Here is a 13,623-nt window from a genome sequence, read left to right as displayed (position 1 = left end):
AGAACCGGATGAGGTTTACCGCTTGGCCTGCGTCAAGGCGCGTTTGCCGGTTCACCTTCTGCCACCAGTTCAAGAAAGGCACGCATGGCGGGGGTGATGCTCTGCTGGCGGGTCAGAAAGGCGGTATGGCCGATATTCTCCAGCGGAGCGAGTTGCAGGCAAACGAGATCCGAGAGTTTGCTGGCAGAGCGGGCGAGACCGGCGCTGACGATGGCCCAGCCCAGCCGGTGGCGTACGGCGCTGACCAGATGGAACAGCGAGTCGGTCTCCAGTACCACGTTAAGCGAGGTTCCCATCTGCTCGGCGGCGCGATCCAGATATTGGCGAAATTGCATGGTGCGGCTGGGCAGCACCAGCGGCTGTTGCTGCAGTTCAGCAAGCGCAATGTCGCCGCTGCGCGGGTACTGATCTGCTTCGTCACGGTTCATCAGCACCGCCATCTGGTTGGCGCCTTGCGGGTAGACATGAAAGGCGCGCCGGCCAGTTCCGCCAACCGGTTCATCAAATCCCAGCCCGATATCGCACTGATGCAGCTCCAGCTGTGAGAGCAGGGCTTCGTTGCTGAGCACCGACAGGCGAATGACGATGTCGGGATAGCGCTGCTTGCAGCGGGCGATAAACGGCATGATGTCGAGATTGGACTGGGGCACGATGCCGATGCGCAGGGTGCCGGAGAGTTCGCCCTGAAACAGCGCCAGCTCCTGCTTGAGCGCCTCCTGTTCCAGCAACATCCGTTCGGCATATTGGCGCACCAGCTCGCCCGCCTCGGTCAGGGCGACAAACTGGCTGGTGCGTACCACCAGATCGGTGCCGACACTCTTTTCCAGCGCGGTAATGCTGGCCGAGAGGGTGGGTTGGGTGATGTGGCAGGCTTTGGCCGCTTTGGCAAAATGCCGGTGTTTGGCCAGCTCGTGAAAGTAGTGAAGTTGCTTGATGTTCATCTGGTTGTAGTGGAGGCAGTGGAACCGGCTATTGAAGAATTAATCAATTGAAAAAACATCTTCGATAGAACAACTCTATCAGGATATAGATTTATTTCATTGGTTTTGCGTCAGTCGCCTCTCTAAACTTGAATGCAGTTTGCATTTTTAGGCCAACCTGCATGCCTGCCTATTCGCCCGTCGCAACCCCCGCCAACTTGCCGTCACTGGATCATCTGGTGGAAGAGGTAGCCGTCGCCATCAACATCAATGGCATCAACCATGCGGTGATGATGGCGACCCCGGACGATCTCGACGACTTTGCCGTCGGCTTTCTGTTTGGCGAGGGGATTATCCGGCATAACCACGAAGTCCACGACATCCAGGTCGCGCCAGCCGAACAGGGTATTGTGCTGGATGTGACCATCGCCAACCGCTCTCTGGCCGCTCTGGCCGAACACAAGCGCCGGCTGACCGGGGCAACTGGCTGCGGCATCTGCGGCGTAGCGGCGGTAGAGCAGGCGTTGCCCGCACTGCCGGTGTTGCCGCTGACGTCGCCGCTGGATGGGGCCTTGCTGGCGGGGCTGCGTGCGCAGATCACCCAGTGGCAGCTCAAGGGACAGCAGCACGGTGCCCTGCATGCGGCGCTAGCGCTGGATGCCGAGGGGCGGATCCTGCACTGCCGGGAAGATATCGGGCGCCACAATGCCCTCGACAAGCTGATCGGCCTGCTGCTGCGTCAGCAAAGTGCGTGCGACACTCTGGTGGTGACCAGCCGCTGCGGTAGCGAGCTGGTGCAAAAAGCCGCCCGCTTTGGTGCCCGTCATCTCATCTGCCTGGCATCGCCCAGCCAGCTGGCGGTCAGGCTGGCCCTCAAATACAACCTCAACGTCGTTCATATTCCCAAGTTTGATGCCCCGGTCAGCTATTCGAGCTATCGCCCGGCGGATCCCATCGGAGAGTGCCATGAGTCATATTGAAAAGCCCGCCAAAGCCGGCGGTTTTTCGTCCCTGCAATCCACCATGAAACAGGTGCTGCGCAGCCAGAAGACCCGTCAGAACATCAAGAACCTGCTGCGGGTCAACCAGACCGACGGTTTCGACTGCCCGGGCTGTGCCTGGGGTGACAACGACCACGGTACCTTCCAGTTTTGTGAAAACGGCGCCAAGGCGGTGGCTTGGGAGTCCACCGGCAAGACGGTGGGGGCCGAGTTTTTCGCCGCCCACTCGGTGCGCCAGCTGGCCAGCCAGAGCGACTACTGGCTCGAGTATCAGGGGCGGCTGACCGAGCCGATGCGCTACAACCCGGCGACCGATCACTACGAGCCGGTAAGCTGGGACGACGCCTTCGCCCTGATCGCCGGCACCCTCAAGGGGCTGAATAACCCGGACGAGGTGGAGTTTTACACCTCGGGGCGTGCCAGCAACGAGGCCTCCTACCTCTATCAGCTGTTTGGTCGCCTGTTTGGCACCAACAACTTCCCTGACTGCTCCAACATGTGCCACGAGGCGAGCGGGGTAGCGCTGATCCAGTCGGTCGGCATCGGCAAGGGGACAGTGGTGCTGGATGACTTCGACCAGGCCGATGCGGTGTTTGTCTATGGCCAGAATCCGGGTACCAACCACCCGCGCATGATGAATGCCCTGCGTCAGGCGGCGCGCGGCGGCTGCAAGATCGTCAGCTTCAACAACTTGAAAGAGGTGGCGCTGGAGCGCTTCGCCAGCCCGCAGAGCCCGCTCGAGCTGCTGACCCCGGCTGCCACCACCATCAGCCACCAATACCTGACGCCGAAACTGGGTGGCGATATGGCCGCCATCCGCGGCATGGCCAAGTACATCCTGGAAGAGGCGCCGGAGGCGGTGGATCGCGACTTTATCGCCCGCCACACCCGCCACTTTGCCGAGTACGAGGCGCAGGTGCGTGCCACCGATTGGGCGGCGATCGAGCAGCAATCCGGCCTGACTCGCGCCGACATCGTGCAGGCTGCCCGGGTCTTTGCCGCCAGCCAGCGCATTATCAGTTGCTGGGCCATGGGGGTGACCCAGCACCTGCACTCGGTTGATACCATTCGCGAAATCGTCAACCTGCACCTGATGCGTGGCCAGATTGGCAAGCCGGGGGCGGGACTCTGTCCGGTACGGGGCCACAGCAACGTGCAGGGCAACCGCACCATGGGGATCAACGAAAAGCCGACCGCCGCCTTTATCGACCGGCTCGAGCGTCACCTGCAGGTGAGCCTGCCGCGGGCCCGTGGCCACAACGTGTACGAAGCGCTCAAGGCGTTGGACCAGGGCAAGAGCAAGGTGCTTATCTGCCTGGGCGGCAACCTGGCGGCAGCGGCGCCCGACACCGACTTCACCTACGGGGCGATGAAAAAGGCCGAGCTCAACGTGCAGATCAGCACCAAGCTCAACCGCAGCCACTTGCAGGTGAGCAAGGCGGCACTGATCCTGCCTTGCCTTGGCCGCACCGAGCTCGATATCCAGCGCACGGGCAACCAGAAGATCACGGTAGAGGACTCCTTCAGCATGGTGCACGCCTCGACCGGCGCGGCAGAGCCGGTGTCGCCCCTCTGCCTCTCCGAGACTGATATCGTGGCGCGGATGGCTCACGCCACCGTGGGCAGCGAGCGGGTCGACTGGCTGGCTCTGCGCGATGACTATGCTCGTATTCGCGATCTTATCGAGCAGACCATCGCCGGCTTTGCCGATTTCAATGCCCGTATCCAGCAGCCGTGCGGTTTTCATCTCGATAACTCCGCGGCGCTGCTGACCTGGAATACTGCCAGCGGCAGCGCCGAGTTTCGTGCCAGCACCCTACCGCAATCAGTGCTGCCGGAGTGTACCCGCCATGCCGAGCAGATGGCGGATCAGCCGGTACTGCTGCTGCAGAGCCTGCGCTCTCACGATCAGTACAACACCACCATCTACGGTATGGATGACCGCTATCGCGGCATCAAGGGCCAGCGCAACGTGGTGTTCATGAACGAGGCGGATGCTCGCCAGCTTGGCTTTGCCGAAGGGGATCGGGTCGACATGGCGGCCATCTGCAACGACGGGCGCGAGCGCATTGTTACCGGATTCAACGTGGTGATCTACGAGATCCCGCGTGGCAACATCGCGGCCTACTATCCGGAGACCAACCCGCTGGTGCCCATCGACAGTATCGGCGCCGGTTCGTTTACCCCCACCTCCAAGTCCATCCCGGTGCTGGTGACTGCCTCCCGCCAGCCGGAGAACCTGTTACTGGTCAAATAAACGGAATAACGCGGCTGGCTGCACTAACACCGCTTGTACTTTGAATGCCGTGAGGCCCCGGATGAACTGTTCATCCGGGGCATTGTTCTGGTGTGCGGGGCAGGGGGGCTGGTTGCGTGGACAGGCAGGAAAAGAAAAAGCCCGTCACATCAGTGACGGGCTTTTTGCAGTTGGAACCCCGGAGATGCCGTTGCCGGTTTGGGCCCTTGAACCGTCGGTTCAAGGCGGGGTTCGGATCTGACCGCAGGCTTCTCGGTCGTGCCGAGCATGCGCAATAGCCAGAAGGCAGAACCCCTGTTTGGTATGAATATCGGCTCGGGGACTTGAACCGGCTGACAAACACCCCAGGGTATTTCAAAACAGTTTGCGATTAGGGCTGCTGCCCCTCTTCGCTGGAATCGCCATATTGACCGTGTTCGATCAAGGCCGCTTCGATGGTGCGCTGCAGCATCTTGATCCGCTTGTCCATGGTCTCAGAGTATTGGTGGTTCTTCTCTTTTTCAAGACAGAGCTCATGGCAGAAATTAAGCGCCGCCATGACCGCCAATTGCTCGTTGCTGGAGACTTTGGAGCGTTGACGCAGGTCGATCAGTTTATCGGTCAGCTGGTCGGCGGCCTGGCGCAGGGCATCTTGCTGTCCCAGGGGACAGGATACCTTGTAGGGACGTCCCAAAATGACGATTTCTACGGCCTCTGTGCTCATGCCTTCCTCAATACGGCGGAGCTGATTTCCGCCTTTATCCACGTGGACAACTGGGCGGGACTATATAGCGCAGATACATAAGTTTCAAGGCCTTGCTGGCTCTGGAAGAGGGAGAATGCTAGGATCCTGACCATTAATTCTGCAAATTTGCCTGAACTTTGAGCGGATCCTCTATGAGCAAAACAAACCCCCTTAAATATGCGGCTGTGGCCGACATCATGGAGCAGCATGAGCTGATGGCCAGTGCAGTCGAGGCCCATGGTGTGATCTGCGGTCTGGTGTGTGGTGGTGTGGCACTGGATGAGAAGAGCTGGGTCCCCCATTTCAACGATTTGGTGAACGACGGGTTCGGTCTGCCGGCCCCGGTGCGCCAGGTGATGACCGATCTTTATCACAATGTGGTCGAGAGCCTGATGGCTCAAAAAGGGGTTGAACTGCTGTTGCCAAGCGATGACGCACCCCTCGATGAGCGGATCGATGCGCTGGTAGACTGGTCACAGGCGTTTCTGGCCGGTTTCGGCGTGGTGCAGCAGGAGCTGTCGCGTGCATCGGAAGAGCTGCAGGAGATGATCCAGGATATCGCCAGCATCACTCAGGTCTCTGCCGAGTTCGATCAGGAAGATGACGAGAACGAAGCCTCCTTCCTGGTGCTCTACGAACACGTCAAGCTGGGGGTCATGATGGCCTTCGAAGAGTTTGGCAAGCGCCCCGATACCCCGAGCGCGCCGCCGACCCTGCACTGATAGATTGTTGCAGGTAAGTCAGCCTCCTTTTGCAAGAGCGCCAACAGGCGCTCTTTTTGTCGGCCATATTCTGGCTAACCCTGTGAGCCATAACCGCTTTTTTGCCCTCAAGCGCACATCCGCCGGTCGCCTTTGTGGTAGCATGAGGCCACGTTTTTCACTTCTCCCTCTCTGCTTATGCCCCAATCTGATGTGCGACAGGTCGATGTGACGCTGGTCGGTGGTGGAATGAGTGGTGCCGTGCTGGCCCTCTCGCTGGCGGCCCTGCGCAAGCCGGACGGCTCGCCCCTCGACATCCTGCTGCTGGAGGCGAGTCCCCCCGAGGCGCAACCATCCGCAACTCCTGCTCACCCCGGTTTTGATGCGCGCGCCATTGCGCTCTCGGCCGGTACCTGCGAAGCCCTCGAGCGGCGCGGGCTCTGGCCGCTGTTTGCTCCCCACTGCGCCCCCATTACCCATATCCATGTCTCGGATCGCGGCCACAGCGGTCAGACTTGTCTCTCGGCGGCGGAGTATGGGCTGCCTGCGCTCGGTCAGGTGATCGAGTTGGCGGCGGCGGGGGGGGAGTTGCAGCGGGCGATGGCCGCCATTTCGCACATCGAGGTGATCTGTCCGGCCAAATTGTGCGAGGTAGCGCCGCAGGAGGAGGGGGTGACTCTTACCCTCGAGAGTGGTGAGCAGATTGATACCCGCCTGCTGGTGGCGGCTGACGGGGGCAACTCCTTCGTGCGCCAGCAATTAACGCTGCCGGTGAGCCGTCACGACTATGAGCAGATCGCCATCATCGCCACCGTTAAAACCCAGCAGGATCCGGCGGGCCGTGCATTCGAGCGCTTTACCGAGAGCGGGCCGCTGGCGCTGCTGCCGATGCAGGGCGGCCTCTCTTCGCTGGTGTGGAGTGTCAGACGGGACGAGGTCGATGAGCTGATGGCGCTCGATGATGCCGCCTTCCTTGCCCGCTTGCAGCAGGCCTTTGGCTGGCGACTCGGTCGCTTCGAGCGATGTGGCGTGCGCAACGTTTATCCGCTGATCCTGACCGCCTGTGACTACCCGCTGGCCCAACGTACCGTGCTGGTGGGCAATGCAGCGCATGCCCTGCACCCCATTGCCGGACAAGGTTTCAACCTCGGCATGCGGGATCTCGACCTGCTTACCGGGGCGGTGGCCAAGGCGCTGGCAGAGGGGGAGGATATCGGCAGCTTCAAGGTGCTGAGCGGTTACTGGCAGCAGCGTCAGCGCGATCAGGAGCAGACCGTCTGGCTCACCTCCTCGCTGGCTCAGCTCTTCTCCAACAGCCACGATCCGCTGGTGGCCGGGCGCAATCTGGCGCTCTCCCTGATGGGGCGCCTGCCGTGTCTCAAGGCGCCGCTCGCTGCGCGAACTCTGGGGTTCGTCGCCGATCTCTGTAGCAATAATCGGCGGCAATAAATCGCCAGAGTTCAACAAAGAGCCCAGCAAAGAGTTCAACAGTTGCAAATGGGGAGGCCAGGCTGCCTCCTCTGCTGGCCGATGGCCAGCCATGAAAGGATGAGATGATGCAGATGCAAAGTGTCGATGTGGTGATTGTCGGTGGTGGCATGGTGGGCCTCGGGCTTGCCGCTGCCCTCAAGGAGAGCGCCCTCAAGGTGGTGGTGGTCGAGGGGCAACTACCCGATCCGCAGCTGGGGGAGGTGGCCGACAATCGGGTCAGCGCCCTTAGCCTCGCCAGCCAGCAGATCCTGCGCCATGTCGGCGCCTGGGAGGGTATTGCTGCGCGTCGCCTGCAGGCCTACGACAAGATGGCGGTGTGGGAGCAGGACAGCTTCGGCCATATCGACTTTGATGCGGCCAGCCTGCGCCAGCCATCTCTTGGTCATATCGTCGAGAACCGGGTGATCCAGCTGGCGCTGCTTGAGGCGATTGAAGGTGCCAGCAATATCCAGTTGCTGACCCCCGCCAGAGCCAAGAGTCTGCAGAGCGGCCCGGCGGGTGCCTTGTTGCTCCTTGAAGATGGTCAGGCCATCTCGGCCAAACTTGTGGTGGCTGCCGATGGTGCCCACTCCTGGGTGCGCCGTCAGGCTGATATTCCGCTCACCAGCTGGGATTATGGTCACCACGCGCTGGTGGCAACGGTGCGCTGTGCCGAACCCCACGAGGCGGTGGCACGCCAGATCTTCACCCCGGATGGCCCGCTCGCCTTTTTGCCCCTGTGGCAGGAGAACCTCTGCTCCATCGTCTGGTCGCTGCCTGCGGCCCGTGCCGAGGCGCTCTGCGCCTGTGACGACGAGCAGTTCAACCGCCAGCTCACCACGGCCTTCGATGCCCGCCTCGGTCTGTGCAAGGTGGAGGGGCCGCGCAGCGCGATTCCGCTCACCGCCCGCTATGCCCGCGATTTTGCCCGCGAGCGGCTGGTGCTGGTGGGGGATGCCGCTCACACCATCCACCCGCTGGCAGGGCAGGGGGTCAACCTCGGCCTGCTGGATGCGGCCGCGCTGGCCGAGCAGATCCTGCAAAACCATGCTACGGGCGAAGATATCGGTCTGCTTGCCAACCTGCGCAGCTACGAGCGCTGGCGCAAGAGCGAAGCGGCTCGCATGCTGGCGGCGATGGAGGGGCTCAAGCGGCTGTTCAGCGGTGCCAACCCGCTCAAGAAGCTGGTGCGGGGCGTGGGATTGCGCGCGGCCAACCTGCTGACGCCGTTCAAGGAGGGGGTGATCCGTGCGGCCATGGGGCTGGAGGGTGAACTGCCCGCATTGGCTCGTCCTGACTGGGCTGTTGCGGCGACCAAGGGCAGTGCCATGCAGGCCAAGGGTGAAAAAAACTAATATTACTGGCCGTTTTTGGCAATAAAAGTAATCCGACAAGGCTGATGCCCCATTTTGGGCATCAGCCTTTAATTTTGGTGTGTGGCGAAACGTTTTTCTGCAAATTGTGACGAAACGGTAAAAATCAAAATTTAATCTCGGCTATGGCCGCTTGAGGCTGTTTTTATCGCGCCATTTATCTTAGTGTCTTGAGTCAGTTTACGGGGAGGGGATTAGTTTTTTTTGAGCGGCACGCTCGACGGCTTGTCATATAATCCGCTCCGTTCAAGGAATCCCTCTTGCCTGGCAAGGGCAGGAGCGAGCTACACCCTGTGATCCGATAGTGTTCCCGCTGCGGCGCAGCGCTGCCGGGGTGAAGATGCGGATCGCAAGGGCTGTCGCTGAAGCGAAAAGGCTTTTTGCTAAGGAAAGAATGCGATGATCCAGACTACAGTACTGCATCCCAAACACCTGGAAGCCGGCGCCAAGATGGTGGACTTCCACGGTTGGGAGATGCCCATCAACTACGGCTCCCAGCTGGAAGAGCACCACGCGGTGCGCAGCGATGCCGGCATGTTCGATGTCTCCCACATGACCATCGTCGATTTGACCGGCGAACGGGTCAAAGCCTTTCTGCAACACCTGCTGGCCAACGACGTGGCCAAACTCACCGTCTCCGGCAAGGCCCTCTACAGCGGCATGCTCAACCCGGAAGGCGGGGTAATCGATGACCTCATCACCTATTACCTGACCGATACCTTCTACCGACTGGTGGTCAACTCCGCCACCCGCGAGAAGGACCTGGCCTGGATCCGCCATCACGCCATCGACTTTGATGTCACCGTGACCGAGCGTCCCGAGCTTGCAATGATCGCGGTGCAGGGGCCCAACGCCAAGCTCAAGGTGGCTATCGTGCTGAGCGCCGCCCAGCGCACTGCCGTGGTGGGGATGAAACCCTTCTTCGGCGTGCAGGCTGGCGATCTCTTTATCGCCACCACCGGCTACACCGGTGAGGATGGTTATGAAATCGTGGTGCCGCAAGAGAAAGCCTGCGAGCTGTGGCAGGCACTGCTGGATAACGGGGTCGCCCCGTGTGGTCTCGGTGCCCGCGATACCCTGCGCCTCGAAGCGGGCATGAACCTCTACGGTCAGGATATGGACGAGTCAATCTCTCCCCTCGCCGCCAACATGGCCTGGACCATCGCCTGGGAGCCGAGCGATCGCAACTTTATCGGCCGCGCTGCGCTGGAAGCGCAGAAAGCAGCGGGCAACCAGCCCAAGCTGGTGGGCCTGGTGATGGAGGAGAAAGGGGTGCTGCGTGCCGGCATGCCGGTCACCTTCACCGCGGCAAACGGTGAGAAGCGGGAAGGTGTGATCACCTCCGGCTCCTTCTCGCCCACCCTCGGCTACAGCATCGCGCTGGCGCGGGTGCCCCGCGATATCGGCGAGCAGGCCGAGGTGGAGATCCGCAAAAAGCTGGTCACCGTGAAGGTCACCAAGCCCGCTTTCGTGCGCAACGGCCAGAAGCTGGCATAACCCTCTTACATTTGCAGGCGGGCAGGCGTCCGCCTGCCCGATTTAGCAATGAGCGTTTCAACCCGACTCAAAGATCAAAGGAAACAGAGATGAGCCATATCCCGAGCGAACTGAAATATGCCACTTCCCACGAGTGGATCCGTGTCGAAGGCAACGGTGAGGCCGTGGTCGGCATCACCGAGCACGCCCAGGAGCTGCTGGGTGACATGGTGTTTGTCGAGCTGCCGGAAGTAGGCAAGCAGGTGAGCGCCGGTGATGACTGCGCCGTGGCCGAGTCGGTCAAGGCTGCCTCCGACATCTACAGCCCGGTGAGCGGCGAGATCATTGCCGTCAACGAAGAGCTGGAAGGGAGCCCCGAGCTGGTCAACTCCGACCCCTACGGCGCGGGCTGGCTCTATCGCATCAAGCTGGACGACGCAGGCGAACTGGCCAACCTGCTGGATGCCGAAGGCTACCAGAACGTGGTGGACGAAGAGTAATGCCCTTGGGCCCTGCGAGTGCGGGGCCCATTTGTATGGCTGCAGACCCCGGGTCTGCAGGCGGGTGAAGTGGCCCATATTCAACCCTCAGATACGGTTTGAGGTCTGTTTACAGGGTGACCCCCGGGATGCCCGCGAGCATCCGGTGCCGCTTTGTTCTGACAGCGGCATAGCGAACATGAGTGAAGCCGGCACGGCTGGCTATCAGCACTGTCTATACAGGATTTATTAGCAGGACCTATTTATCAGGAATCAGGGAAATGACCCAGTCACTGTTTGAACTCGAACAAAAACACGATTTTGTCCGCCGCCATATCGGCCCGGGCGAGGAAGAGCTGCGCCAGCTGCTGGCGACCGTCGGGGCCGAAAGCCTGGATGATCTGATTGCCCAGACCGTGCCCGCCGCCATTCGCCTGCCGGGCCCGCTCGGCATCGGTGCCGGCATGACCGAAGTGGAGGCGCTGGCCAAGCTCAGGGGCTATGCCGCCCAGAACAAGATTGCCAAGAGCTATATCGGCATGGGTTATCACGATACCCATGTGCCCCACGTCATTTTGCGCAACGTGCTGGAAAACCCGGGCTGGTATACCGCCTATACCCCCTACCAGCCCGAGCTGGCGCAGGGCCGTCTCGAAGCCCTGCTCAACTTCCAGCAGCTGACGCTGGATCTCACCGGCATGGATCTGGCGAGTGCCTCCCTGCTGGATGAAGCGACCGCCGCCGCCGAGGCGATGGCGTTGGCCAAGCGGATGGCCAAGTCCAAATCCAACCTCTTCTTCGTGGCCGATGATGTGCACCCGCAGGTGATCGATGTGGTCAAGGAGCGCGCGGTTCACTTCGGTTTCGACGTGGCGGTCGGCGCCGCGAGCGATGCAGTGAGCGAAGAGGTGTTTGGTGCCCTGTTCCAGTACCCCACCACCACAGGTGAGGTGAAAGATCTGCGTGCCCTGATTGCCGCGGTACAGGCCCAGAAAGGGCTGGCCTGCGTCAGCGCCGATCTGCTCTCCCTGCTGCTGCTCAAATCCCCGGGCGAGCTGGGTGCCGACGTGGTGTTGGGCTCCGCCCAGCGCTTTGGCGTGCCCATGGGTTACGGTGGCCCCCACGCCGCCTTCTTCGCCACCCGCGATGCCTACAAACGTTCCATGCCGGGCCGTATCATCGGTGTCTCTAAGGATGCCCGCGGCAAGGCCGCGCTGCGCATGGCGATGCAGACCCGCGAGCAGCACATCCGCCGCGAGAAAGCGAATTCCAACATCTGTACCGCTCAGGTGCTGCTGGCCAACATGGCAAGCTTCTACGCCGTCTACCACGGCCCGGTAGGGCTGAAAACCATCGCCTCCCGCGTGCACCGTCTCACCACCATTCTGGCGCTCGGCCTCAAGGCCAAGGGCGTGGCCCTCAAGCATGCCAGCTGGTTCGATACCCTGACCGTGCTGACCACGGGCAAATCAGAGCTGATCGCCAAGGCCGAGGGGCTGGGCATCAACCTGCGTGCGGATCTCGACGGTGCGGTAGGGGTGTCACTCTCTGAAACCACCACCCGCACTGATGTGGTCGAGCTGTTCGAGCTCTTCCTCGGTCAAGGCCATGGACTGGATATCGAGGCCCTCGACAAGGCGGCGCAGGCCCATCACGCCATCCCGCAGGATCTGCTGCGCACCGATGCCGTGCTGACCCACGAGGTGTTCAACAAGTACCACTCCGAAACCGAGATGCTGCGTTATATCCACCGTCTCGAAGCCAAAGATCTGGCGCTCAACTACGCCATGATCTCCTTGGGCTCCTGCACCATGAAGCTCAACGCCACCGCCGAGATGATCCCGGTGACCTGGCCCGAGTTCGGCAAGTTGCACCCGTTCGCCCCGCTGGCACAGGCCAAGGGCTATCAGCTGCTGCTGGCCGACCTCGAAAACTGGCTGGTGAAGGTGACCGGTTACGATGCGGTCTGCATGCAGCCCAACTCAGGGGCGCAGGGCGAGTACGCTGGTCTCTTGGCCATCAAGAAGTACCATGAATCCCGCGGCGAAGGGCATCGCGACATCTGTCTCATTCCGGCTTCTGCACATGGTACCAACCCGGCCTCTGCCCAGATGGCGGGGCTCAAGGTAATCGTCACCGCCTGTGACAAGTCGGGCAACGTGGATCTCGACGATCTGCGCGCCAAGGCGGCCGAGGCGGGGGATCAACTCTCCTGTCTGATGGTGACCTACCCCTCCACCCACGGGGTGTATGAGGAGACCATCAAGGAGGTGTGCGACATCGTTCACCAGCACGGTGGTCAGGTCTATCTGGACGGCGCCAACATGAACGCGCAAGTCGGGTTGACGGCGCCGGGCTTTATCGGGGCGGATGTCTCTCACCTCAACCTGCACAAGACCTTCGCCATTCCTCACGGCGGTGGCGGCCCGGGCATGGGCCCCATCGGCGTGAAGAAGCATCTGGCACCGTTCGTGGCCGGTCACGCCGTAGTCAAGACCGACAAGGAGAGCCGTGATAACGGCGCCGTGTCGGCTGCACCGTTCGGTTCGGCCAGCATCCTGCCCATCAGCTGGATGTATATCGCCATGCTGGGTGATGAAGGACTGAAGAAATCCACTCAGGTGGCCATCCTCAACGCCAACTATCTGGCCAAGAAGCTGGGTGAATCCTTCCCGGTGCTCTACTCTGGCCGCAACGGTCGGGTGGCCCACGAGTGCATTCTGGATATCCGTCCGCTCAAAGAAGCTTCCGGCATCAGCGAGATGGACGTAGCCAAGCGGTTGATGGACTACGGCTTCCACGCGCCGACCATGAGCTTCCCGGTAGCGGGCACCTTGATGGTCGAGCCGACCGAGTCGGAATCCAAGCGCGAGCTGGATCGCTTCGTCGAGGCGATGACGTCCATTCGCGCCGAGATTGCCAAGGTGCAGGAGGGGCAGTGGAGCCTCACCGACAACCCGCTGGTCCATGCGCCGCACACCCAGGATGATGTGATGGATGCAGAGTGGAATCGTGGCTACAGCCGCGCCGAGGCGGTCTTCCCGTCGGAGGCCGTGCGCGCCGCCAAGCTGTGGCCGTCGGTCAACCGCATCGATGACGTCTACGGCGATCGCAACCTGTTCTGCGCCTGCATCCCGACCGAGGATTACGCCAAGTAAGGGCGTGCCCGGAGTAAACCAATGAACAACAGGGCCACCCAAACGGGTGGCCCTGTTTGCTATG

Annotated in this window: 10 protein-coding genes and 1 other RNA gene; 8 read left to right on the top strand and 3 right to left on the bottom strand. The window is 61.4% G+C overall.

Annotated features, from left to right (window positions below):
* Window positions 1-32: 32 nt before the first annotated feature.
* Window positions 33-941, bottom strand: a complete 909-nt coding sequence (locus AAHA41_RS05680; protein ID WP_323070245.1) for a LysR family transcriptional regulator — start codon at window positions 939-941, stop codon at window positions 33-35.
* Window positions 942-1,102: 161 nt separating this feature from the next.
* Here AAHA41_RS05680 and fdhD point away from each other — a divergent pair, with 161 nt between their 5' ends.
* Together fdhD and AAHA41_RS05670 are read left to right on the top strand one after the other, a co-directional pair.
* Complete coding sequence (gene fdhD / locus AAHA41_RS05675; RefSeq protein ID WP_323070247.1) at window positions 1,103-1,900, top strand: formate dehydrogenase accessory sulfurtransferase FdhD; 798 nt, start codon at window positions 1,103-1,105, stop codon at window positions 1,898-1,900.
* On the top strand, window positions 1,887-4,178 hold the full coding sequence (locus AAHA41_RS05670) for an FdhF/YdeP family oxidoreductase (protein WP_323070248.1): 2,292 nt from the start codon (window positions 1,887-1,889) through the stop codon (window positions 4,176-4,178). Before fdhD ends, AAHA41_RS05670 begins: the two co-directional genes overlap by 14 nt.
* 171 nt (window positions 4,179-4,349) lie before the next feature.
* Here AAHA41_RS05670 and ssrS read toward each other — a convergent pair.
* Window positions 4,350-4,532: non-coding RNA, 6S RNA (ssrS, locus tag AAHA41_RS05665), on the bottom strand.
* A 16-nt stretch (window positions 4,533-4,548) separates the two neighbouring features.
* A complete protein-coding gene (zapA, locus tag AAHA41_RS05660; protein ID WP_033116026.1) occupies window positions 4,549-4,881 on the bottom strand; it encodes a cell division protein ZapA in 333 nt (110 codons plus the stop codon).
* Window positions 4,882-5,054: 173 nt separating this feature from the next.
* Between zapA and AAHA41_RS05655 the strand changes: the two genes are divergently transcribed.
* From AAHA41_RS05655 to gcvP, 6 genes are all read left to right on the top strand, one after another.
* Window positions 5,055-5,624 (top strand): UPF0149 family protein, encoded by a 570-nt coding sequence (locus AAHA41_RS05655; protein WP_033116025.1) that lies wholly within the window; start codon window positions 5,055-5,057, stop codon window positions 5,622-5,624.
* Window positions 5,625-5,801: 177 nt separating this feature from the next.
* Window positions 5,802-7,052 (top strand): 2-octaprenyl-6-methoxyphenyl hydroxylase, encoded by a 1,251-nt coding sequence (ubiH, locus tag AAHA41_RS05650; RefSeq protein ID WP_323070249.1) that lies wholly within the window; start codon window positions 5,802-5,804, stop codon window positions 7,050-7,052.
* 107 nt (window positions 7,053-7,159) lie between these two features.
* Window positions 7,160-8,428: an FAD-dependent 2-octaprenylphenol hydroxylase gene (locus tag AAHA41_RS05645; protein ID WP_323070270.1), complete on the top strand. Its 1,269-nt coding sequence runs from the start codon at window positions 7,160-7,162 to the stop codon at window positions 8,426-8,428.
* Between the two features lie 417 nt (window positions 8,429-8,845).
* The gene (gcvT, locus tag AAHA41_RS05640) at window positions 8,846-9,943 is read left to right on the top strand and encodes a glycine cleavage system aminomethyltransferase GcvT (RefSeq protein WP_323070250.1); all 1,098 of its coding nucleotides are present in this window, start codon (window positions 8,846-8,848) and stop codon (window positions 9,941-9,943) included.
* Between the two features lie 89 nt (window positions 9,944-10,032).
* Window positions 10,033-10,422 (top strand): glycine cleavage system protein GcvH, encoded by a 390-nt coding sequence (gene gcvH, locus AAHA41_RS05635; protein WP_033116021.1) that lies wholly within the window; start codon window positions 10,033-10,035, stop codon window positions 10,420-10,422.
* A gap of 260 nt (window positions 10,423-10,682) precedes the next feature.
* Window positions 10,683-13,559 carry an aminomethyl-transferring glycine dehydrogenase gene (gcvP, locus tag AAHA41_RS05630; protein WP_323070251.1) on the top strand — a complete coding sequence of 959 codons (2,877 nt, stop codon included), beginning with the start codon at window positions 10,683-10,685 and terminating at the stop codon, window positions 13,557-13,559.
* The last annotated feature ends 64 nt before the right edge of the window (window positions 13,560-13,623 follow it).

Origin of the sequence: Aeromonas sp. SER (assembly GCF_038739615.1) — a bacterium.
Lineage (GTDB): Bacteria > Pseudomonadota > Gammaproteobacteria > Enterobacterales > Aeromonadaceae > Aeromonas > Aeromonas jandaei.
This window is presented reverse-complemented; position numbering and strand designations above follow the sequence as displayed.